This window comes from Nonomuraea monospora (genome assembly GCF_039531895.1).
GTDB lineage: Bacteria > Actinomycetota > Actinomycetes > Streptosporangiales > Streptosporangiaceae > Nonomuraea > Nonomuraea monospora.
In genome coordinates this window covers 16,876-39,296 of record NZ_BAAAQX010000032.1, presented here as the reverse complement: position 1 = coordinate 39,296, position 22,421 = coordinate 16,876, and the positions used below count along the sequence as shown (strand labels likewise).

The 22,421-nt window shown below is 68.4% G+C and carries 22 protein-coding genes; 13 read left to right on the top strand and 9 right to left on the bottom strand.

What is annotated here, in order from left to right:
* The first annotated feature begins 50 nt into the window (after positions 1-50).
* The 5 genes from ABD331_RS43465 to ABD331_RS43445 are packed head-to-tail and all read left to right on the top strand — an operon-like array spanning position 51 to position 3,899.
* Complete coding sequence (locus tag ABD331_RS43465) at positions 51-821, top strand: dTMP kinase (protein ID WP_344488667.1); 771 nt, start codon at positions 51-53, stop codon at positions 819-821.
* Positions 818-1,486, top strand: coding sequence for an HAD family hydrolase (locus ABD331_RS43460; RefSeq protein WP_344488664.1), 669 nt, complete (start codon positions 818-820; stop codon positions 1,484-1,486). The genes ABD331_RS43465 and ABD331_RS43460 overlap by 4 nt, the downstream gene beginning before the upstream one ends.
* Entirely contained in the window at positions 1,483-2,451 is a 969-nt protein-coding gene (locus ABD331_RS43455; protein WP_344488660.1) for a phosphoribosylaminoimidazolesuccinocarboxamide synthase, read from the top strand. The genes ABD331_RS43460 and ABD331_RS43455 overlap by 4 nt, the downstream gene beginning before the upstream one ends.
* A gap of 37 nt (positions 2,452-2,488) precedes the next feature.
* Positions 2,489-3,202, top strand: coding sequence for a 3'-5' exonuclease (locus tag ABD331_RS43450; RefSeq protein ID WP_344488657.1), 714 nt, complete (start codon positions 2,489-2,491; stop codon positions 3,200-3,202).
* A 55-nt stretch (positions 3,203-3,257) separates the two neighbouring features.
* Positions 3,258-3,899 carry a mycothiol-dependent nitroreductase Rv2466c family protein gene (locus ABD331_RS43445; protein WP_344488654.1) on the top strand — a complete coding sequence of 214 codons (642 nt, stop codon included), beginning with the start codon at positions 3,258-3,260 and terminating at the stop codon, positions 3,897-3,899.
* Between the two features lie 120 nt (positions 3,900-4,019).
* Here the strand turns inward: ABD331_RS43445 and ABD331_RS43440 are convergent, their stop codons facing one another.
* The 3 genes from ABD331_RS43440 to ABD331_RS43430 form a co-directional block, all read right to left on the bottom strand.
* Positions 4,020-4,580: an NUDIX hydrolase gene (locus tag ABD331_RS43440; protein ID WP_344488651.1), complete on the bottom strand. Its 561-nt coding sequence runs from the start codon at positions 4,578-4,580 to the stop codon at positions 4,020-4,022.
* Positions 4,581-5,756: 1,176 nt separating this feature from the next.
* Entirely contained in the window at positions 5,757-7,589 is a 1,833-nt protein-coding gene (locus ABD331_RS43435; RefSeq protein WP_344488648.1) for a S9 family peptidase, read from the bottom strand.
* Between the two features lie 17 nt (positions 7,590-7,606).
* The gene (locus ABD331_RS43430; RefSeq protein WP_344488645.1) at positions 7,607-8,608 is read right to left on the bottom strand and encodes a helix-turn-helix transcriptional regulator; all 1,002 of its coding nucleotides are present in this window, start codon (positions 8,606-8,608) and stop codon (positions 7,607-7,609) included.
* A 261-nt stretch (positions 8,609-8,869) separates the two neighbouring features.
* Here ABD331_RS43430 and ABD331_RS43425 point away from each other — a divergent pair, with 261 nt between their 5' ends.
* Positions 8,870-10,642 carry an AfsR/SARP family transcriptional regulator gene (locus ABD331_RS43425; RefSeq protein ID WP_344488642.1) on the top strand — a complete coding sequence of 591 codons (1,773 nt, stop codon included), beginning with the start codon at positions 8,870-8,872 and terminating at the stop codon, positions 10,640-10,642.
* A gap of 56 nt (positions 10,643-10,698) precedes the next feature.
* Here the strand turns inward: ABD331_RS43425 and ABD331_RS43420 are convergent, their stop codons facing one another.
* Positions 10,699-11,091, bottom strand: a complete 393-nt coding sequence (locus ABD331_RS43420) for a hypothetical protein (protein WP_344488639.1) — start codon at positions 11,089-11,091, stop codon at positions 10,699-10,701.
* Between the two features lie 285 nt (positions 11,092-11,376).
* On the opposite strand from ABD331_RS43420, the gene ABD331_RS43415 reads away from it, so the two are divergent.
* Positions 11,377-12,237 (top strand): ATP-binding protein, encoded by an 861-nt coding sequence (locus ABD331_RS43415; protein WP_344488636.1) that lies wholly within the window; start codon positions 11,377-11,379, stop codon positions 12,235-12,237.
* A 1,345-nt stretch (positions 12,238-13,582) separates the two neighbouring features.
* Here ABD331_RS43415 and ABD331_RS43410 read toward each other — a convergent pair.
* Positions 13,583-14,293 carry a hypothetical protein gene (locus tag ABD331_RS43410; RefSeq protein WP_344488633.1) on the bottom strand — a complete coding sequence of 237 codons (711 nt, stop codon included), beginning with the start codon at positions 14,291-14,293 and terminating at the stop codon, positions 13,583-13,585.
* A gap of 416 nt (positions 14,294-14,709) precedes the next feature.
* Between ABD331_RS43410 and ABD331_RS43405 the strand changes: the two genes are divergently transcribed.
* The 6 genes from ABD331_RS43405 to ABD331_RS43380 all read left to right on the top strand — a co-directional run bounded on the left by ABD331_RS43405 (position 14,710) and on the right by ABD331_RS43380 (position 19,619).
* On the top strand, positions 14,710-15,963 hold the full coding sequence (locus tag ABD331_RS43405; RefSeq protein ID WP_344488630.1) for a hypothetical protein: 1,254 nt from the start codon (positions 14,710-14,712) through the stop codon (positions 15,961-15,963).
* Between the two features lie 295 nt (positions 15,964-16,258).
* Positions 16,259-17,263, top strand: a complete 1,005-nt coding sequence (locus tag ABD331_RS43400) for a DUF932 domain-containing protein (protein ID WP_344488627.1) — start codon at positions 16,259-16,261, stop codon at positions 17,261-17,263.
* 232 nt (positions 17,264-17,495) lie between these two features.
* On the top strand, positions 17,496-17,954 hold the full coding sequence (locus ABD331_RS43395; protein ID WP_344488624.1) for a hypothetical protein: 459 nt from the start codon (positions 17,496-17,498) through the stop codon (positions 17,952-17,954).
* Between the two features lie 176 nt (positions 17,955-18,130).
* On the top strand, positions 18,131-18,688 hold the full coding sequence (locus ABD331_RS43390; RefSeq protein WP_344488621.1) for a hypothetical protein: 558 nt from the start codon (positions 18,131-18,133) through the stop codon (positions 18,686-18,688).
* A 65-nt stretch (positions 18,689-18,753) separates the two neighbouring features.
* Positions 18,754-19,200, top strand: coding sequence for a hypothetical protein (locus ABD331_RS43385; RefSeq protein WP_344488618.1), 447 nt, complete (start codon positions 18,754-18,756; stop codon positions 19,198-19,200).
* The gene (locus ABD331_RS43380) at positions 19,197-19,619 is read left to right on the top strand and encodes a hypothetical protein (RefSeq protein WP_344488615.1); all 423 of its coding nucleotides are present in this window, start codon (positions 19,197-19,199) and stop codon (positions 19,617-19,619) included. Before ABD331_RS43385 ends, ABD331_RS43380 begins: the two co-directional genes overlap by 4 nt.
* A 174-nt stretch (positions 19,620-19,793) precedes the next feature.
* Here the strand turns inward: ABD331_RS43380 and ABD331_RS43375 are convergent, their stop codons facing one another.
* The 4 genes from ABD331_RS43375 to ABD331_RS43360 form a co-directional block, all read right to left on the bottom strand.
* Positions 19,794-20,630, bottom strand: coding sequence for a restriction system modified-DNA reader domain-containing protein (locus ABD331_RS43375; RefSeq protein WP_344488613.1), 837 nt, complete (start codon positions 20,628-20,630; stop codon positions 19,794-19,796).
* A gap of 613 nt (positions 20,631-21,243) precedes the next feature.
* Positions 21,244-21,378: a hypothetical protein gene (locus tag ABD331_RS43370; protein ID WP_344488609.1), complete on the bottom strand. Its 135-nt coding sequence runs from the start codon at positions 21,376-21,378 to the stop codon at positions 21,244-21,246.
* A gap of 44 nt (positions 21,379-21,422) precedes the next feature.
* Positions 21,423-21,908, bottom strand: coding sequence for a hypothetical protein (locus ABD331_RS43365; RefSeq protein WP_344488606.1), 486 nt, complete (start codon positions 21,906-21,908; stop codon positions 21,423-21,425).
* 207 nt (positions 21,909-22,115) lie between these two features.
* On the bottom strand, positions 22,116-22,361 hold the full coding sequence (locus ABD331_RS43360) for a hypothetical protein (RefSeq protein ID WP_344488603.1): 246 nt from the start codon (positions 22,359-22,361) through the stop codon (positions 22,116-22,118).
* Positions 22,362-22,421: the final 60 nt, after the last annotated feature.

The window sequence follows — 22,421 nt, the reverse complement described above, 5'->3', positions numbered from 1 at the left end:
ACGGGGACGGCCCCGCTGGCCTGTCCACGCTCTCGAACGGATCTTGCCGCATGACGATCACACCCGTAGTTCTTTCCTGCACCCGCGGCCCGCTGATCTCCATCGAGGGCATCACGGGAGTCGGCAAGACGTATCTGACCAGTCGCGCCGTAGAAGCCCTCGATAATCAGCCGCTCATGCTCGAGGCGTTCTCCCAGCGGACGAATGAGCGCCCGGGACTGGGCAAGGCCCTGCTCCGTGCTCTACGCGAGGCCAGCGCAGGGGACCCGTTCCTGCGCGGGGGCACTCCCATGGCCGAGGCCCTGCTCCTGCTGGCCATCAAGCGACACGACCTGGACAGCCTCATGGCCGAACTGTCCAGCGGGCATGCTGTCATCGAGGGCCGCAGCGTCGACACCACGGCGGTGTGCCAGGCTCTGCAACTGCATCCCGACGACCCGGACGCTGCCCTTGAGATGGCAGCCGCCCTGCGGGAGTTCGCGTCCTCCTATCGGCCGCTCCCCGACCTGACCATCCTCGTTACCGACAACGCTCACGAAGCTGTCGTGCGCGCGCAACGGCGCGACCAGTGTGTCTTCACGCCAGAGCAGGCCACGTTCATGCGCGAGGCATGTGCCCTCTACGAGCGGCTCGCCGCCACTGATCCGACACGCTACCGGGTCGTCGATCGGCGCAGCGTCGACGAACACGAGGCTGCCGAGTTGATCCGATCGTGGATCCATGACACGGGAACCGGCTTGGGCTGCATGCGCGAGCCGTGGCAGGGCCCAAGAGCCCGCTGCATGTGCTGTGGCCACCGCGCCGGATCCGGGCCGGCATGAACGAGACGACCCGCCCCGTGACATGCCCGGGCCCGGCTGCGGAGAGGAACTGCGCGCCCGCGATCCCCGACGGCATCGCGGCCCTGATCCTCGACTTCGACGGAACCCTCGCCGACACGACGCCCCGCCACGAGCACGCGCTGCGAGCGGCGCTGCAGCCACACGGCCTCGACCTGGATCACGACTGGTACGCCCGACACATCGGCCTGTCCATCCACGACCTCTTGGCCGCGCTGCCAGGCGGCCGAGAGGTGCCTTACGACGAGGTCATCCGACACAGCCGCACCCACCTGCTGGCCACCGTGAACGACATCGCTCCCATCGGGTGCGTCGTCTCGCTCCTACAGGTCGCACGTCGCATGGCGCTGCCCTGCGCTGTCGCTTCGGGCGCCAGCCGAGTCCTCGTCCACCCCGGGATCGACGCTCTGGGCCTGAGGCGGGAGTTCGCGGCCGTCGTCACGCAAGAAGACGTCACCCTCGGCAAGCCTGCCCCCGACCTGTACCTCGCGGCTGCCCGATGCCTTAGCGTTCCGCCGGACCGCTGCCTTGCCGTCGACGACGCTCCCGACGGCGTCACCTCCGCGCGCGCCGCCGGCATGCACGTGATCACGCTCATGAACGGCCACCTGGCCCCCACAGAAGACGCCGCACCAGGAGAGCAATGATGCCCGTCCTCCACTCCACGAAGAACCTTGAGGTCATCGAACCTCCCACGACAACGAAGAAAGGAGTCGGGCGCTTCGAGTACACGGACAATTACACGGTGTTCCACTTCGGTCCGATGCCCGACCAGATCCCCGGGAAGGGCGAGGCGATCTGCCACATGGCCGCCTTCAACTTCATGATGTTGGAGGCGGCAGGTGTGGCAACTCATTTCCGCCGAGTGATCCCGCCGAATCGGATCGAGTTCGACCTCGCGCGAGTCCCGTACCCAGACGCCGTGCCGCTCACTCCGGGCGAGGGGAACTACCTCATTCCCGTACAGGTCCTCTTCCGCAACGAACTCCCGCAGGGGAGCTCCGTTCACCGCCGCCTCGCAGCCGGCGCACTGACGCCGGCCGAGATCGGGCTCAGCGGTATCCCCTCGGTTGGCGAGACGCTGAAGCATCCACTCATCGAGTACGCGACGATGCTCGAAGACGTCAACCGGTTCATCGGCGGGCCCGAGGCCCAGCGCCTCGCCGGCCTGAGCGACGAACAGTTCCGAATCATGCGCGACACCACCGTCGAGGTCAACAAGGTGCTGACCGAACACGCACACAAGCTCGGACTGAGTCACGCCGACGGCAAGGTCGAATACCTGCTGTCGAGCGATGCGCGCATCGTGCTGGCCGACAGCCCCGGGACACCGGACGAAAGCCGCCTGATGGCTTATGGAATGCACTGCGGCAAGCAGATCCTGCGGAACTGGTACGTGAACAACGGGCTCGAAATACCGGTGAACAGGTTGATCGCCGACGACGTGCCCAGGAGCCGGTGGCCGCATCCGACTCCACTCCCACCCGAGTTCCTGCCAGTGATGTCAGACCTCTACCGGTCCCTGAGTGAGGCTTGGACGGGCGAGCGCCGTTGGAACGCGCCGAACCTAGAGGCCGCCACGCAGGCCGTCGCTCGCGTCATCGGTCAATGACAGCACACGACGGCTGGCACCCGGCCATGCTCTTCACGTGGCGGGGACGGGCCGGCGACGCCACGGCATCCGCGAGAACGGTGGACATATGGGCGGTTTGACGGAAGACCCCGCCTTCCTGGCGACGACATTCGTAGTGATCGACTTCGAGGCGACGACCCCCAAGGGCCACCCAGCCCAACCCATCGAGGTCGCCGTCCTCGCCCTCCGCTACGAGAAGGGGGCGTGGACGACGGTCGGCCAGAGTGCCTCCCTCATGCGGCCTCCCGCGTTCGCCCCCGTGACACCGGCTGTCACGGCCCAGACCGGCTTGACCCCCGAGCAGGTCGGGCAGGCTCCTGGTCCGGCCGAGGTGCTGAGCGCACTGGATCGTCGTTTCGCTGCGGGCAAGCAGTACCTGCTGGTGGCTCAGCACGCCGCCACCGAGGCCAACCTCATCTACAACCAGCGCGCACACTGCCCAGCGCTGGCCCACCTCGACTTTCTGGACACGATCCCGTTCGCCAAGCACCTCATCCCAGGCCTGCCGAACCACAAACTCGACACGCTGCTGGCGCACTTCTCCATCAAGCACCCAGCGGATCGCCACAGGGCCGCCGCCGACGTCGATGTCACCGCACAGGTGTTCCTCCAGCTCGTCAGCGCCGCGGACGAGGATGGTCAACTCAGCGACCTCGCCGCTCTGGTGAAGATCGCGGGACGCACGGCAAAGTGCAACATGCCTGCCCAAGGCGGATTGTTCGACATCTAACTTCCGATGGAAGACGGAGCATGCGAAACCGGTCGGAGACAGGACGGTGCTCATCATGATGACCACAGGACAGCCGGATCGCGAGGCGGTTCCGTTCTGGTTCGATCCGCTGTGCCCGTGGGCATGGATCACCTCCCGCTGGCTCCTGGAGGTTGAGCAGATCCGGCCGGTGCGTGCCGATTGGCGGATCATGTCGCTGGCCTACCTGAACCTCGTTCAGCGCGAAGGCAAGGGACTCAGCAAGGACTATCGGGACCTGATGACAAAGGCATGGGGTCCGGTGCGGGTCTGCGCGGCAGCCGCTGAGTACGGAGGCCGCGGTGTCCTCGGGCCGCTGTACACCGCTATCGGTACCCGGCTGCACAACCAGAGACGCCGCGACGATCCTTCGGTGATCACCGAAGCCCTTTCAGAGGCGGGCCTGCCCGAGTCGCTGGCTGAAGCCGCTGCCAGCACGCAGTTCGATCAGCTCATCAGGGACTCACACCATGAGGCGTTCAACGAGGTCGGCCTCGATGTCGGGACACCCGTTCTCCAGATCGCCGGCACGTACCTGTTCGGCCCCGTGATCACACCGGCCCCTCGTGGGGAGGCTGCGGGTCGACTCTGGGACGGCCTCGTCATGGTCGCCAGCACTGACGGCTTCTTCGAGCTGAAACGAAGTCGGGACCGGACGGTCAAACCGTCCTTCGAGTGAGTGACCCCCACAGCTAGGCTGTGCCCGTCGAAGCCCTCGTGTTCGGCTCGACAAGGTGCCGAACACTGACGGCGAAGCTCGACCGGCGTGGCTACCGCCCGGAGACGTTCGACAGGCTGCTCAGCTGGTTCGGGCCGATACGCTGACCGCTCGCGCGATACGGTGACCGACGAGGCGCTCAGCCGTGGCAAGCGGGTACCAGGCGGCACCCGTCACCTCGGACTCTTGGATGCGCCCTGCGTCCGCATCCGTCACGAAGGAATAGCCGATGTCGAGGTGGTAGTGATCCGGTTCGTCCTTCTCCGGTCGGGCGGGGACCCTGCCGTACTCGACGTAGACAGGGGTCTGCGACTCAGACGCCGGAAAGATCTGGTCGGGATCGACACCGGTCTCTTCCGTCAACTCGCGCACTGCTGCGTTGATCAACGTGGTATCGGTCGGTTCGAGGTGACCACCGGGCTGCAACACGATCCCGTACGAGAGGTGCTCAACCAGCAGAATCTTGTCGCCACGGACCAGCAGCGCGCCGACAGTCACGTGCATCCGGAAATTCCGCCGGGAGGAGAAGTCCCCACCTTGAGACAGCAGCTGCACCGGCTCAGATAGCAGCGCGGCCTCGTCCGGGTAGCGCCCAAGGTAGGCAGACAGCGCCCTTGAAATGTCCGCGTCACTGATCGCCACAGGGCACCCCCAAGCCCGTACGAGAGCAGAGTTCGGAGTCGCCGATTGCTCGGATATGAGCGACGAGCATTGGCACAGTCGGCTCCTTGGGTACGTCGTGTACGAAGGCGTTCGCATTGCCGAGCGGCGGAGATTCGTCCAGGCGATCGCCGCACCAGTGCTGGCTGCAGCTCGGTGTGGCGCAGAAGGAGCGCCGTCACCTCGATCAGGACGTCTTCCCTCCTGCGCTGGTCGCTGTGTGACCACCCCTCCGTGGCGTGGCTACGCTCGACCGCCCGGACCTGCAGCGTGACACAACCGTCACAGGCTCCGCTCAGCAATACCGAAAACTCACCAGCCACCCGGGACAACCTGCAGCACTGTTCGGTACTCGGGCGCGGCAGCGTTCAGGAACCTAGGAGGCTATGGCACGCCATGTTGCGCACCCGAAACTCGCGCTTGTGAGCGGGGAACATCTCGTCGCACTGCATCTCCAACAGCGATGGCATCGTGCCGCGTCCGGGCGGCGTCGGGTGCTCGTGGCGGGGACGGCCCGGAGCACGCTTCGGCCGAGGCTCCGGTCGGGAAGGGCGATGGTCGGCAGCAGGGACGGCCAGCGCAGGTCGCTGCGGGAGCTCGTGGAGCGCATGCGGCTCATCGACGCGCTTTCGGTTCCTGTCCGCGTTGACGCCTGCGGCGCCGCTGACCTCGTCTGCTTCTGCGATCTTGCGGTGCGAGGAACTGGTGTCGTTGGCTAGGACATTCGAGGCGCGCTGCACGGGGCCAGAGGCAGGGACATGATCGCCAGGCACGCCTGCCAGAGCGTCCACGGTATGAGGTGAAGAGTCCGGCCGGCTACCGAGCACTCCAGCACTGCCCAGAGCTATCGCGGCAGCCATGACGGCGGCGGCTCCGCCCACCGTCAGCAGAGTTCGGGTGCGGGCTCGGCCACGCGGTCGTTCAACCTGTACGGGCATCCTCGGCTCCCCGATATTTCTGATCGTCACGGTGCGTAGCGTAACTGCGACCTTTCGGATGCGTTGCTTGTTGGATCATGCGTGGACGAGTTATGGGAGTGACATTCCACGCGGTCTACCGGATGACCCCGACGTCGCGTAGGGGCCGCATCCCGGGAAGACAGAGGGTACGCGTCAGGCGGTCCCGTCTTGCGGATGAGGCCCTGTTTCGGTGGGACTTTCAGCCCACCTGGAGCGCTTCGGGGCGGTCGGCGGTGGTGGCGATCAGATGGGTGTGGAGGAAGGCGCTGATGGCTTCGTAGGCGTTCAGCTCGTTGGCGCGGTTGGTGAAGCCGTGGCCCTCGTCGGGATAGATGTCGTAGCGGACCTGCACGCCGCGTTCGCGCAGCCGGGCGACGATCTGGTCGGATTCGGCCTGGGGAACGCGTGGGTCATGGGCTCCCTGCAGAACGAACAGGGGAGCGGTGATGTTGTCGGCGTAGGTGACGGGGCTGCGCTGCAGGAGCTGTTCGGCGCGGGTGTCGGGGTCGCCAAGGACGGTGGCGACGAAGGTCTTCCAGGTGGGAGGGGATGCCTGCGCCAGGGTGAGCAGGTTGCTCGGACCGCACATGGAGACGCCTGCGGCCCAGGGGTAGGGGAGGCGGGCCAGGCAGGACAGAGCGGCGAAACCGCCGTAGGAGGATCCCATGACGGCCAGGCGGGTGGGGTCGGTCCAGTCGAGGGTGTGCAGGTATTGGACGCCGTGGTCCAGGTCGTCGAGGTCGATACCGCCCCAGTCGCAGTAGATGAGCTTCTGGTGGGCGGTGCCGTAGCCGGTAGAGCCCGCGAAGTTGGGGGCCAGGATGGCGATGCCCTGGTGGAGGAGGTGCTGGTAGAGGCCGGAGCGGGCGTAGATGGGGCGTTCCTGGGATTCTGGGCCGCCGTGGATGAACAGCAGGACAGGGTGCGGGCCGGGGCCGTCCGGGCGGTAGAGCAGGGCGTGGACGTCGCGTCCGTCGCGGGCCGGATAGGTGATCAGCTCGGGGGCGACGGGGTCGATGACGTGCAGGGCCGGGGGACGGGTGTCGGTGAGGTAGCGGAACTCGTGGCGGGCCAGGTCCACGACCGCTATTTCCGCCGGCCTGGCCGCGGAGTTGATCAGGATGATCGCGAAGGAGGCGTCGGGTGCCAGGGACAGTGCGGAGATGACGCCGGGCGGGATGTCGGGCAGCGGGATGGGGCTGCCGTCGCGGTCGGCGTGCAGCCGGGAGCTGCCGCCCTCGTTGACGGACCAGATGCGGACTCCCACGGCGGCGTCGAGAACCTCGACGTCCCAGTTCGGGCGGGCGATGGCCTGCAGAGAACGGGCTGCGAGGTCGTAGAAGGCGGCGGCGGTGAACTCGCTCCAGTGGTCGGTGAGCAGGTGGAAGCCGCTGGCGTCCGGCGCCCAGACTCCGGGCTCGAAGACGCCCTCGCCCAGGGCGGAGGTCAGGCAGACCGGCGTGGCATCCGGCGCGCTCAGATCGGTGAGGTAGATGGCGATGTCGGTGTTGGAACGGAACCCGGTCGCCAGAAGCCAGCGGCCGTCGGGGGAGAGGCTGACGGCCTCGAACGCGACCCCGTCAGGGGGCGTGAACCGGCGCAGCTCACCGGTCTGCAGATCGTGGACGATGAGGTCCTGGGCGGCGGGGTCGCGGTCGTTGGCGGTGTAGGCCAGCAAGCGGCCGGTCGGGTCGAACGGCGAGGTGGCCAGGACCCGCTGGCAGTCCGGACCGGAGCCGACCTCAGTCAGGCCGCCGCCATCCGAGGCGACGAGGTAGAGGCGGAATTGCTCGTCTCCGTTCTCGTCGGCGGTGAAGACCAGCCGCTCGCCGCAGGGTGTCCAGGCGATCTGGCGGACGGTCCGGTCGTCGAAACCCGCCACGCGACGCGGCTCGCCACCGGCGACGGGCACCACCCACAGGTCGTAGTGCCCGGAGACGTGGCTGGAATAGGCGACCAGCCGGCCGTTCGGGGACAATACGAGGGTGGGCTGGAAGCGTTGCTGGGGAACAAAGTCCACGTAATTGGGCATGGCAAGACCTTTCGGGTTCAGTCGATCCAACTGCGGCGTACTGCTGCGGCTCCGGCGGCGAAGCGGGTCTCCACGCCCAGCTCGTCGCGGATGGCGGTCCAGTGCCGGCGCATGGTATTGACGCTGATGTCCATCCGCCGGGCGATCGCCTCGTCAGACAGTCCCTGGTTGAGCAGCTGAAGCACCTGCACCTGCGCGGGCGTGAGCGGCCCGGCGGCCTTGGTGCTACCGAACGGGATCGCCTTGTCCCACAGCAGCTCGAAGTACTCCCGTAGCGCTCCGACGATGACGGGGGAGCGCACCAGCAGCGCCCCTCCCATGCCGGTCGGGGTCAAGGGGACCAGCGCGACTGTCTCGTCGGCGAGCTTCATCTTCATCCCGATGCGGGGCAGCAGCCGCGCCTGTTCCCCGGCTTCCACCGCAGCCTCGATCGTCTTGGCGCCGATCGGATGTTCTGCGCAGCGGGTCTCGTAGATCGCCCGGCATTGCACCTGACCTTCGAAGACCGGTAGCGGTACGTACCCGGTGGAGTCCTCGACGGGCGCCTCCAGAACGTAGTTGTCCAGCGTGAGCCAGTCGTGCCGGGCGGCGTTGATGAGGGCGTAGGACAGGGAACTAATCTCGTCTCGGTCGGTGACGATGTGCACGAGCCGGTCCATCGCCGAGTTCGAGGATGCCTCGGTCGGCGTCTGATGGAACTCGCTCAGTCGCTTGTGCCCTGCCAGCAGCCGTTCCTGATCGCTGACGAGACGGCGTGAGAGATCCGTCAGGACGCCCTGCAACGCGAGTTCCGGGGGAGCGGGCACGAGACGTGGCGGCATCGCGGGACCGTCCGGCCGGCGATGCGCCATCCCGCGAGCCGTCAGCTCCGCGACGTGCTCCTTGCCTCCCAGCAGGGACGCGGCGTCGTCCTCCGGGCAGCCGCCCTCCGTGAGCAGTATGGAGTACGACACGAAAATCTCATCCGGGACGACGCCTTCCAAAAGGCGCTGCGCTTTGACCTGATCCTGTCCGTCCACCGCCACCTCCGATCAGAGAGTAATGGTGACGACGCTCTCTGTGATGGTCCTTCTCGTCGTGTCGGGCGATGGGTGATTCCGCGCGATGGTGACTTCTCACCATCGCGTGTTCTGCGCAGGAGGCCCGCTGTTATAGGGGTTCTCGCCGCTCTGGACGCCGCCCCCTCGGTCAGTAGCTGCCGTGGAGGGTTTCACCACCCCTGTTGCACGGCCGCGCACGGTCTGATCAGTGCGAAGGCTCAAGAGCGGCAGGGAGGCACTATGCGGCGGCAGCGCGTCGGAGACGTGGTGAAGAAGCTGGGCGCGGTGGTTGCGGCGTCCATGGTGTGGGCCGCGAGTTCGCCGGCCAGTGCGGTTGACGCAGTGCCTTACTGTCCGCCCGTGGGCCGAATACCGCATCAGGTGTACGACATCAAGAAAGTTTGTGCGTCGGTGTATGGCGACCTGGTGGAAGGCCGAATGCCGGTCGTCTCGGATCTCCTGGAGTATCTGGCGCGGTCGCAGCGCAATCCGGCGGCGTATACCACGCTTACTTCGAAGCCGCGGAAGATGTCGAAGTCCCGCGAGGTGATTTCGACGATCAAGCGGCCGGAAGCCAAGCCAGCCCAATTTCGCAGGAGGGATCCCGAACCGCGCCTGCCTGCTCCAAGCAGAGGAGAAACTGGCCGGGCTCGGGCTTCGGACCGAGATCGTCCGACAAGGGCCCACCGCCAGCAGCACCCGCACAAGGACGGCAGGGAGCCATCGTCCAAGACGGTTCCCCCATCACCGGCTCCATCGGAAACGCCCATGGCATCGGCCTCGACACCTTCTCCTGCGCCCGCAGCAGGTTCCTCCGCGCCCGCACTGGTCGATGCGGTGAGGCCGCGGTCGCGGTATCTGCCTGAGGCGATGGGTCCGCTGAGTGGCGCGCTGGCGTTCGGGCTCATGCTCATGGTCCTGACCACTGCGCTGATCGGTCGGCTACGGCCCTGGCCGGCGCAGGCAGGCGCGCGCTCATCTGCTGTGGATCTGTCTGGCGGTGCTGCTTGTCCACGCGGTATCGATGGTCGCAACGGTGAGGAAGCCGAAGCATCCACGGCGGTTGTTCTATCCCCCGCTGGGGCGCAGGCGCCTGCGGCCACCTGCGGGACGGCGGAGCCGGTTGCCAAGCCAGACCGTAACGAGCACATGGCGGCGACTCCGTCCCAGCCTGACCAGCCCGGCTTTCGCCCGGCGGTAGCAGAGGCAGGCGCGGAAACCGAGGCCGAGGCGCCCTTCGTATCCAGCGCTTCAGCCAGGCTGGGGTCGGGTTTCGTAGCGGCGGTAGGGAAGGCGAAAGCCGAGGTGCTGGGAGTGCCGCGGCTGTCGTATGGCGGGGTCGAGATCTGTTTCGGTCGTGCCGAGGCCCGGGAGTTGCTGGCGTTGCTTGCGGTATCGCGGGACGGAGTCTCGGCGGAGGGAATTGCCGAGACGCTGTGGCCGGGGGAGGTCGGCGGGCGCCGGTTGGATTCGGCGGTGCGGGAGATCAACCGGGCGCTGCGGCAGGCGGTGGGGTGTCCGGCCGGCGTACGGTTCGTGCTGAAGTCCGGGGAGCGGCGACTGCTGCCGTCGGCGTCGTTCGATACGGACTTCTGGCGGTTCGAAGACGCGTGCAAGCTGGCCTCGATCGCGGCCGAGGACGCTGTGCGGGTGGCGGCGTTGCATGAGGTGCTGGCCTTGTACCGGGGGCCGCTGCTGGCCGGCTGCGATGATCTGTGGGTGCTTTCGTTGCGGCAGGCCGCTCAGCGCCAGGCCGCGGATGCCGCCGAGCGGATGGCCGAGCTGATGCGGGCCGATGATCCAGGGCGGGCGGTGGACGTACTGCGGCTGGCGGTCGAGTGCATCGATCCGTGCAGCGAGACGCTGTGGTGCCTGCTGATGTCAGTCCAAGGCGAACTTGGACGCCTGCCCGCGGTCCGGCGCTCGTTCGCGCTGCTGCGGGAGCGACTGGCGGAGATCGACGCGGTGCCGAGTCCGCAGGCCCGGCAGGTGTATGAGCGATTCGTGCGTTAGCCAGCCGGTCCTATCGGGTGAGAAGCGGGCGACGGTGGAGCCCTGGTCCAGCGGGCCTATCCATCTGTTCGGTGAAGCGCGTGCTGGTCGCGAGGGGTATAGGTGGCCAGCATGGCGGGGGTGAGCAGGCGTACGGGTTGGGTGTCGTAGATGCGGGCCAGGAGGCGCAGGGTGAAGAGGGAAGGGCGCCGGCCGGTCTCGGGCCAGGTTTCGTGCGCATAGAGGCGGGATTCGCGCAGGCTGGCGCCGGTGGTGTCGGCGAGGTGGTGGTAGGCGGTGACGGCTTGGGTGGCGGTGAGGCCGGCGGCGTGGCGGTAGAGGCGTAGTGGGGTGGCGGGGTGGTCGAGGGCGAGGATGGTGGCGATCTGGTCGGTGGTGAAGCCGTGCTGGCGGAGGTAGCGGCTGCGGCGGCGGCAGTCGAGGAGTGTCTGGTAGCCGGTGCTGAGCATGCGGTCAGGGTCCTGTTCGTTGAGGTTGGGCTTCGGGTTGGTGCCCGCTTTCGCGCGGGGTTGAGGGACGGTAGACGGGCTGCGGCGAGGGGCTCAAGCCTCTGCGTGGGGTGATGGCCGGGAATGGGCGCGGGCCGTTGGCGGCGGTTCGGTCGGCGTTGGTGCTGGTCGGGCCGGGCTGGGGGCGGGGTTGCGGGTTGGGGATGTGATTCGGGCGGCGAGGTGCGCGATGGTGCTGGCCGCTTCCCGGGCGGGCCGGGGGCGTGACCGGAAAGGGACGCGATCATGGACCACCGCACGCAGTACCTCTCGGACGAGCCGCGCCACCTCGATGCACGGTGGGTGGATCGGCAGCTGTTGGGGGAGGAGTTTCCGGATCTGGCGCCGGGGCTGGTGATGTCGACGTTCGGGTCGCGGCCGGTGTGGGGTGGGATGGCCTGGCGGCAGGCGTTTGCGGGGCGGGCTGATCAGGTGGCTCCGGCGCAGCGCATGGTGGGCCGGTTGCTGGCCGACACCGGCCGGGGGCAGGACGCGGAGCGGGTGACGGCCGAGCTGGCCACGAATGCTCTGCGGCACTCGTGTTCTGGGCATTCGTGTGCGGGGCAGGCGCGGGGGTTCTTCGTGGTGGAGCTGCTGCGCGGCGCGGGTGTGGCGCGGATCGTGGTGTATGACCTGGGCGGGGGTTCGGTGCCGGACTTCTCGCCAGCCCCGGGGTCGGGGCCGGGGCTGGCCGGGCATGGGCGGGGTTTGGCCGGGGTGGCTGAGCTGGCGGTCCGGTGCGGGGTGGCGGGTGATGCGAGTACCGGTCATGCGATCTGGGCCGAGCTGGCACTCCCGGGGGAGGAGATGTCGGCGCCCGCACCGGCAGCGACCGCAGCGGGCGATTCAGGCGCGGCTGGGGCAGGCGCGCGAGGACCGGGCGGTTCGCGCGCGCCGCTGCCGGTGGACCGTGGTGGGGTCGCAGAGGAGGCGGGGCGCGTCGCCGCCGGGTGTGGCTTGTCATGGGCGGGCGGCGAAGGAGCCGCTGGTGAAGAGCCGGGCGGCCTTGCGGATGGTCTTCCCGTGTCAGCGGAAGGACCGGGTTCCGGCCGGGGGGAGGCGGTTGGTGGCCTGGACCCTTTCGCGGGCGTGGGGGAGGGGTGGTGAGGCAGGGGACGGATCGGGTGTCGGCGTTCGGTCAGGAGGGGTGGGCGAGGCAGGCGCTGGCCGGGTTGCGCGAGGATTGGCCGGATTGGGCCTTTCTGGTGGTGGGGGGTCGGTGGCTGGCGCTGCGTGGCAAGCAGGTGGTGATCGGCGCGGTGGGTCCGGAGGAGCTGCGTCGGGCCCTGCCGCCGATGGCGTTGCGGTGTCTCCCGGCCGGGTCCGGGTCGGCCGGGTCCGGCCTGGGCGAGCGCAGCGCGGTGGAGCCTGGCCCGCCGGTGTCGGCCGTACCGGGGCTGCTGGAGGTGGAGTCGTGTGAGAGTTGGGCAAGGCCGGGCACGTCACCGTTGCCGTCAGCTGCAGCGGTGTCAAGGGTGAGGACGGTGGGTGGGGGTGCCGGGGCAGGGCTGAGCGGCCCGCTGGTGGCGGTTCCGTCGCTGGCGGGGGTGGTGGCCGCGGAACGGTCGGGGACGGGAACGTGGGCCGTTGCCGCCACCGCCGTCGCTGATCCGGTGCGGGTGGCGTGGTGGCCGTGGGGCAGAGGCGGGGGTCGGTCGCGGACCGGCGCGCGGGCCCGGGCGGATGGTCGCCGGGCTGGCGCGGGCGGAACACTTGGGGGTAGGCCTCGTCATCGCCGGGTTCGGTCGAAGCCCGCTGCCATGGCCGCTGTCGGCGCGGCCTGAGGCCGGGGGGATCCCCTGGCGTGACAGCGGGGGCTTGACGTCTGGGGCGCAGGTGGGGGTCGATACCGGTCCGGCCGTCCGGTGCGGGGGCACTGGGCGGCCGGACCGGACGGACCGGGCCGAGGCGGAGGCCGCCGCTGGTGGCGGGGAGGCGTGGCGGACCCGCCGCCTGCGGCGGGAGGCGGCTGTGGGATCTGCTGAGGGTGTCGCGTTCGCTGTTGCGGGTTCACGCGCGGGGCGTTGTCCGGTGTTGTGTTCGGTGTCGCGTTTTGGTGTTGCGCCCGGTGTCGCCGCTGAGGGCGCGACACCTGCTGGTGTGCCGTCTGCTCAGGTCATGCGGGTTTCGGCTGTTGCGATGGCCGCCCCGCATCGTCTAAGGACGACTCCCTTGAATATGTGGGCGGGGTGGCTGGTACGGTGCCGGCCGCCTTTTCACCGTGTCCCCCTGGTTGCGTTGCTTCCTGCTCGTCGTGTCCGACGTTCAAGCCTTTTGCCTTGTTGCCGGCGCTTCAGCCGGCCCCGGTGAGGATCTGCCCGGAAGCGCCTTGGCGAGCAGGATCTCACCGTCCGCCGTCCGCCGTCCGGCGGGGGTGTTGTGCGTGGGCATGGCTGCGGCCCCGAGTACCGCTGTGGGGCGGTGCCCGGGGCCGTCGGTTGCCGAAGGCGGGTTAGGCGGTGGGGGGCATGTCGGCGCTGTCAGGCGCGTTCATGCCGTCCGGCGTGGTGGGTGTGGGCGGGTGCATCGCCAGGTGGGTGGCGATCATCGCGGCGATGTCGGCGGGTGGGGTGTTGGCGGGGGCGACAGGATCCGGGCCGGGATGGCCGGGGCCGGTGGGGTGGGTGCACAGGTAGGCCCACTCGATCATGAGCGGGGGTGTGGGGGCGCGGTCGGGTGTGGCGGGCACCGGGATGGTCAGTTCGATGAGGTGGCCGTCGGGTGAGCGGTACAGCTGATCGAATAGCTGGGTGCGCCGTACGCCCTGAAACCGGCGATGGAGCCCGTGTTGGGCGAGGGCGCGGGTGTAGGGCAGGGTCAGGGGCATGCACGCGGCGATGTCGGCCCGGTCGTGGTAGATGTCGCCGAGGATGTCGGTCATGTGAGCGGCGATCAGGTAAAAGTCAGGCGGTGCATCCGGTGCGCATGCCGGGCAGGTGCTGGTGTCGTCGCCCGGGTCGCATTCGGCTCCGAGGGTGAACATCTCCTCGTAGGTGCAGATTTCGATAAGGGTGCCGTCGTCGCCGTGTTCGTGGCGGACGATGACGGGTTGCACGTGGCGGTCGTCCCACATGATCGCCCATCCGGGGCCGTAGTTGGCTAGCGCCTGGGCGTTGCGGGGGCTGACCATGCGGCGGGCGGTGGTGGCGTTAGCGCGCGTCATGCGGTGTGCCTTTCGATTTCCCCGGCGTGTTATTCCCGGGTGCCGTGTCGGCGGTGTTGACCGCCTAATTCAATGGACGCTCGATCCCCGCATGCTTGTCAACCGGGATGCGTATTAACGTCGCGCATTCTTTCGCGCCGTATTCGGGCATTCGGGTATCGTCCGCCGTCGTTCGGTGAAATAGGTGAAGAGCTGGATGCGCGTCTAATGTCAAGCCTGCTCCGTGATTTTCTCGTGAGATGTTTCTGCAGATCAGCGATTGTTTTTGTTAGGTTAGCCTCTCCAGCCGTTGGGGTGACATAGAAAATCGCCCGGTCGACTTGCCGTCCGCGTTATGGGCGAGGGATGGTCGTGACGCAAACGAAAAAGCACCGGCCCGGACGGGGCCGGTAGGGCAACCGGAAAGGCGTCACGAAATGGCTATTCAAACCCCGGAAATGGCCGCTACCGAAAACGGCCCCGCTGACACCGAAAGCGCGGCCGCCATTCCCGCCGCCGTGCCTGTGGCGGCCCCTGACGGCCCCGACGCCGCTGCCCCGGACGCCGACGGCACCCCGGACGCGGACGCCCGGGTAGCGGCGGTGTGGGCGGCGCTGTCCGCCGGGCCGGGCGGGTCGGCCACGGTGATCGGGGCGGCGGCCGGGCTGAGCCGGATGGTCGCGGGCAAGATCCTCAATCAGTTCGAGGCCGAGGGGCGGGCCCGCCGTGAGCCGGGGGTGAACGACGGTCAGACGCGGGGCCGCGCGGCTGACCGGTGGTTCCCGATCGCTGCTGACGCCTCCGTGCCGACCGGCACCGCCGACGCATCGGCCCCGGTCCCGGCTCTGGACCCGCCGGATGTCGCGCCCGCCGTGATCACCGCGCCGGACACAGAAACGCCGGACACGGAAACCCTGGATGCGGACACGGCACTCGCGTCGGACGATGAGGCGCTCCCGTCGCCCATCGTCTCGGCCAACCCTGCCCCGGCGCAGGAGCCGACGGACGAGGCGCACCTGGCCGAGGAGCCGGGCGGCCAGACGGACGGCCTGAGCGGTAACAACACGGCCGGTCACGGTCCGGACCAGCCGGACGGCGAACACGACTTGGCCCCCGACGCCGACATGTCAGAGCCGGTGTCTGAGCCGGTGGCCGATGATCCGGCATGGGTGCGGGCACAGGCCGACCTGACGGAACTGATCGAGCTGTTCGACGGGGTGATCTCGGCCAAGGGCGAGGGGAACGCCGTGATGGCGTTGGGGTTCCTCGAAATGGCGATGACGAAGGTCGCCTCGGCGCACCGGAACGTGCGGGCGGTGCTCACCGGCACCACCGCCGCCCCGGCCCGACCGGCGGCGGCCCGCCGCCCGGGTACCGCTGGCGGCGCGGGGGCGGGGGACGGGGTCCGGCCGGGGGCGTTGCGGGACATGGTGCACGCGCACCTGCTCGAGTTCCCGGACAAGGACTTCACCCCGTATGAGATCGGGAAGGTCATCAACCGTTCGTCCGGCGCGGTGGCCAATGCCCTGGACCGGCTGGTCAGCCTCGGGGATGCGGTGCTGTCCTGTGAGCGGCCCCGCCGGTTCGCCCTTGCCCCCACCGCCAGCCCGACCGCCAGCCCCGCCGCCGACGGCGCGTCAGCCGACGCTGCCGCCGAGGGCGGCGTGGGGGCTGACAGCTACGACGGTTGAGCCGGGGGCGCGGGTGGGCCGCCCTGACCGGCCCGCCCGCCCCGGGGCCGGTAGCGGGCGGGACACCCCTACAGAGCGCCCGTGGCCCGGCCGCACCGCACCGCACGCACTCCGACCCGCCGCCTGCACGGCCTCACCGCCATCGGTGGTCCCGGGCCTGCCGCGCGGGCGGCAACACCGGCCCTCTGAGCACCGGCACACGGCCCGCACAGGGCCGGGGCCGGACCCTGCAACACCAAATCCGTCATCGCGTCTGTTTCGCATGTCCGCACCACACGTCAGAAAGGGACCTGTCATGGCTCACGAAATCGAGATGTTCGCCAACGGTTCGGCCGGGTTCGCCGCCGCCGGGAAGCCGGGCTGGCACGGGCTCGGCTACACCGCGCCCGGCCCGATGACCGCCGAGGACCTGCTGTCCCACGCCCAGCTCGCCGGGTGGAACGTGCGGAAGGTGCCGGTCGGTCAGGTCACCGACCCCGTTACCGGCCTGCCGGTCGTCACGGACGAAGACTTCCTCGTGGTGCGCACCAACCCGGTCACCGGACAGCCGGAACGGCTCGGCCGGGTCGGCCGGGACTATCAGGTCCTGCAGAACGAGGACGTCACTGGATTCCTGCAGACCCTGGTGGATGAGTCGGGGGCGATCTTCGACACCGGCGGGTCGCTGAACGGCGGGCGCCGGGTGTTCGTCACCATGCGGCTGCCCGAGCCGCTCATGGTCGGCGGGTTCGATCAGCTCGATCTGTACCTGGCGGCGTTCTCCCGGCATGACGGGTGGGGGTCGTTCGTCACCGTGGCGACCCCGGTCCGGGTGGTGTGCGCGAACACCGAACGGGCCGCGCTCGCTAACCATGCCTCGAAGTTCACCGTGCGGCATACCGGCAACGTGGCCGGGCGGATCGCCGAGGCCCGCGATGCGCTGAAGCTGACCTGGAAGCACGGGGAAGCGTTCGCCGCCGAGGCCGAGAAGCTGCTCGCGGTGCCGATGGAGGTCAAGGAGTTCCGGCAGTTCGCCAACCGGCTCCACCCCCTCCCGGCCGACGCGAAAGAGCTGGCCAAGCGCAATCACGACCTGACCATGCGGGAACTGGAATACCTGTTCGCGCAGGCCCCGACCCAGGAGCCGATCCGCAACACCCGATGGGCCGCCTACAACGCGGTGACCGAGCGGCTGGACCACAAGAGCCCGGTGTTCGGCAGCCGCGACGTGGCCACCGTCCGCGCCGAGCGGGCCCTGCTCGATGACCATGACAACGCCAAACTCAAGGCCCGCGGGTTCCGGCTCCTGGCCACCGCCTGACCCACCATCCCTGGCATCCGGTACGGCCCGGCGCGGGCCGTACCGGGCACCCACGCCGCCACCCGGCGGCGCGCCGGAACCCGCCCTCAGGAAGCCGGACCGGCGGTGCCCCTACAGGCCCCGGCCCTGCACCCCGGACGTACCCGGGGACCGGGCGGACGTACGTGCCGGGGCCTGACCCCCCGATACCCCGCCCCACACTTATCACCAACCGTCACCGAAGGAGATCATCATGGGACGACTCGAAGATCTGGCCCTCCACTACACCTGCACCGCCCGGGGGGAACTCGGCGAGGCGCTCAACCGCATCGCCTGCCTCGATGACGAGGGCACCTTGTACGACAAGGATCTGGGCCGGATCGCCTATGCCTACCAGCGGATGTCGTGGTGGCAGCAGGTCACCGACCTGACCCACGGCCGCGAGGAGCCGGTGGACGGCGCGACCGCGCTGCTGACCGTGCGGCAACGCGCGCAGGACCTGTTGGTCAACGCCCGCCCGGTAAGCAACGGCGGATTGTTCGTCCTGGCGATGGCCGAGGCCCGCCGAGGCGGCGCGCGGGCCTTCTTGGACGCGACCGAGAAGCTCGCCCAGGCTCTGGCTCTCCCCGCCGATCACGACACCCGCCCGGCCGACACCACCCTGCCGACCACCACGACCGAGCAGGCCCCGCCCACAGAACGCCGCCCGTGACGGCGTGTACGGGGACGCGTCCCACCGCCCGCGTATCGGCCGCCCCTCATCCGCCTGTGCCCGCCTGCGCCCTGCCCGGCTCGGGCCGCGTGACATCCCGGGCCGTCAGCCGTGCGGCCACCCCATGACCCTCACCCCCCACCGAACCCTGTCACCCGACGAAAGGACACCACCCGATGGATCACCGTCACCAGCCTGCACCCGGCGAACCGAGCAGGACCCCTCCCGCCCGGGACGGCACCACACCCCCGGACGGGACGGCGCGGCTGTCGTGTGAGCAGCTGACCGCCGAGAAGATCACCGACACGCGGTACACCTACTACACGGCGGTAGCAAAGGCGATCTTCGCCCTGCAGAACGGGCAACGGCTCACCGGCGAGCAGTCGTTCGCCGCCGCCCACGCGCAGGCATCACGCACCTGGTGGGACCTGGTGGACGAGGAAGCCACCGGCAAGAGGCTGACTTGCGATCACGCGCTGCGGCGGGTGCGCTCCTGGGCCCGCCACTACCTCACCGGCGAGCCTCCGGCCTCCCGGCCGGGCACGCTGTTCGATCACGCTCTGGCTCACGCCGCCCGGATTGCCGCGCGTGACTTCCTGCACGACAGCGGCCATCTCCTCACCCGGCACCTGATCGAACAGGCCGCCACCCCGGCCACGGCCGCACCGGTGGACCACGACCACCCCCGGCTGGACAGCCCTACCCCGCCCGCCTCCACGGTGGCAGGCCCATGACGGACCAGTCGACCGCGCGAGCGCATCCCGGCGCTGGAGACACCCCCGATGAAAGGACACCACTCGTGACGAACACAACACCCCGTCCCGCTCTGGACGAAACATCCCTGAACGCCCTGGCGCGGCAACAGCAACAGGCCAACAGGAGCGCGGCCAGCGCCGTGGCCGCCCGGCTCACCGGGGGTTACCGGGTCAGCGCCGAGCAACTGTACGACGGCCTACGGGCGAGTGTCCTGCTGCACTGGTGGGAACTGCTCACCCGCTACGGCCATCAGCACAGGCTCGGCATCGTCCGCGCGATGGCCCGCTTCAGCTTCTGGGTCAGCTGCTACCGCACCCAAGACCTCCACGACGACACCCCGCCCGATGGCGGCCGGGATGGCGTGGGCGACAAGGACCTCGCGCTCGCGCACCTCGACTGCGCCTTGGAGCTGATCAAACGGGCCGCCGCCCGTGACTTCCTCGACACGGCCGCCTCCAACCCCACGGCCGGAAGGGAGCAGCAGCAGTGAACGCTCCCCAGAGCTCACACCCGGCCGCTCCAGCATCTCTGGCCGTCTCGTCAGCGGGTCCAGCCGACGACTCCCGCATCGAGACGTTCCAACTGCTGGCCTGGAAATGGAACATCACCGCCGCCAAGAAGGCCACCCAGGGCCGGACGCCCGTGGCCCGGATCGAACCCAGGGACTGGGCGGGCATGCTCCGGGTGATCGTCATCAACACCGAGCATGCTGCCCGTGTCGATATGTCCGAGCCGCTGATCGTGGCCCCGGTCCCGAACGGCGGCATGCTGATCATCGATGGCTGGCATCGCCTCTACAAGGCATTGGCGACCGACGTTGAGGAGCTGCGCGCCGTGGTGCTCACGGCCGAAGAGGAACACGCCTGCCGGATGCACGGCGGGGCGAAAGGAGACGGCTACATCCGGTAGCGCCTGATCCGGTGGCGCAGGAAGCGTGCCCCGCCCAGCACAAGCCCAATGTGCTGGCCGGGGCACGCCTCCTGCATCACCGGCCCGGCTGGACCACCTTCACAGAAAGCTCCCATCTCGGCTGCATGCCCTCTGTCGGCGTTATGGAAGGTCACCTCTCCATGCGTTCGACCTCTACGGGCGTTGGGAGTCAGAGGCGCGCTGTTGCTCGAGTTGATGGCGAAGATGGCCGATCTTGACCCACCCGTTGAGGGTTTCGACTTTCCAGAAGTCCCAGCCATTCTGGGATGTGCCGGTGAGGTCGTTGGCAGAGGTGGAGAGAGACCTGCTTCTTTGGCCTTCATAGAGGATCCAGCCGTCGGCGGCGATGATGGCGGAACCGGGGTGCTTGGAGGAGTTGGCCACGAGTTTCGCGCCCGGGGCAACAAGACCTGCCTGGATGAGGTCGAGAACCGTGATGCTGCTGCGGTAGCGCTTGGCGGGCTGGCGCTCGTTGCCGGTCCGTTTGGGTGCCGCTTGCGCCAAGGGGCGCTCGGAGGGCGGGTCATGGTGCGGTTGGATCTGGTCGACGTGGGGGCTGTGCGAGAGGATCGCCAGGTCTGGGTCGATGTGGTGGCTGACGGCGTGAAGGAGGGTGATGATCGGAGGGACACAGGTCTGCATCCCCGCTTGGTCCTTGGCGGAGAGGGTGAGATCTTGGGGCCGCTTGCCATTGTGAAGGCGAATGTGAGGCTTGCCGGCGAGCAGGTCGTAGAGGTGTCCTTCGAGCCATCCAGCTTGGCTGGTGTGAAAAGGTTCGTCGGTGTTGCGGCGGATCAAGACAGCTCGATACCAGTGGTCGCGGGCCCGCAGATGCTCACGGAGCCGGTTGCTCAGCGTGCCTGGAGCAGCCATGCCGACATACGCGCCCCAGCGGCCCAGCGCGTCTGGCCGGTCGAGGAGTATGTAGGCGCCCGTGACGCTCCAGGTCCTTGGCAGCTTGGTGGCATGCGCGCGTTCCACCACTGCCATGTGAATCACGGAATAGTCTGATCTGACCTCGATTGGACCGCCCATCCCCTGGGGCATCCATATCGTGAAGGGAGCATATGCGGCGTTAGGCAGGTCCATAGCGGGGGTCTCCTGGATCGTGAGGCCACTAGAGATCTTCCCGCAGAGTAGCGAATCCATGCCGCAGCGTGACCGGAAGTCGAGGGAAAGGCCGCCGTTTCACGCGCCCTTCGCACACCACCGAGGAGAACAGCGATCCGCCCCGGCATTCGTCCAATCAGGAGCAATAAGCGTCGGTCTCGCAACGCGCCAGCCTTGGCAGCAGCACGGATGAAATCGATCAAGCCAGCACGACGGTAAGGGGCAGTTCTGACGACGTCGTGTCGGTTGGGCGCGTCAATCATCTGGCGGATGACGAGGCTGACCTGTCTGGGACCGTCGGCTTCCATGTTGAAGAAGGCCAGATCCCCGGGCTGTTCCTGCCCGATCGGCCGGTCCTGGTGAGGACTTGCCGGGAAGCGGCTCGGCGAGCAGCCGCCCACCGAAGTGCGGCAGTGCGGTGGTTTGTGCGGGCATGGATGGGCCCCGGTGCCGTTGTGGGACGGTGTCCGGGGCCGTTTGGTGTGTGGCCGGGTTAGGCGTGGGTGGGGATGTCAGCGCCGTCCGCGTTGTCCGGGGCGGGGGCGGGCGGGTGGATGACGAGGTGGGCGGCGATCAGCTCGGCGATGCCGGTGGGTGCGGTGTCGGCGGGTAGCTCGGTGGTGGGCACGGGTGCGGTGGGGATGGCGGCGGTGAGGTAGGGCCAGGCGATGGTCAGTGGGGTGGCGGGGGTGAGGGGAACATGATCTCGATGAGGTGACCGCCGGGAGCGCGGTAGAGCTGGTCGAAGGTGGTCTCGCGGAGGGTGCCCTGGAAGAGGCGGCGGATGCCGTGGTGGGACAGGGCACGGGTGTAGGGCAGGGTCGCGGGCATGTGGGTGGCGATGGTGTGCCGTTCGGGGTAGTAGTCGCGCAGGATCTCGGTCATGGCGGCGGCGATGGCGTTGTAGTCGGGGGTGTCGTTGAGGCCGCAGGTGGTGCAGTCGTCGCAGGCGTCGTGTTCGCCGCTGAGCTTGAACATGTGCTCGTAGGCGCAGATCTCGAGCAGGGAGCCGTCGTCGCCGCGCCGGTGGCGGACGATGAGGGGCTCGTGGTGGCGGTCGTTCCACATCAGGGCCCAGCCGGGGCCGTGGGCGTTCAGGCCGCGTGCGTGGGAGGCGTTCACGGTGATGTCGTCGGTGCCGGTGCTGTCTAGCGTCATCGGCATGTCCTTTCCGTTTTCCCGGCGTCTGATTCCGGGGGTGTTTCGGTGGCGACTGATTGCCTAATTCCATGGACGCTCTATACCGCATTGATGTCAACCGGAACGCGCATTCGCCTCGAAGAATAGTGCCGTGCTATTCGGGCAATCGGGCATCGTTCACCGTCACTCGGTGAAATGCGTGAAGAGCCGCGCCAGCCACTGATGTCAAGCTTGTCCGGCGATCTTCTCCCAAGATGTTTCCCAGATATACGGTTGTTTCGTTAGGGCATCCTCTCCAGCCGTTGCGGTGGCGGAAATTGTTTCCAGATCGACTTGCCAGCGGTTTTTTATGCAAGCATTGGTTGTGGCGCAAACAAAAAGCCAGCCCGGGAACGGGATCGGGAAATGCGATCGGATAGGGCATCGCATCATGGCCATCGCCACGCCGGAAAACGCCACCACCGACAACATTCCCGCCGACCTGGACGCCGCCATTCATAACGTGAACGCCGCTGCCCCGAACGCGACCGC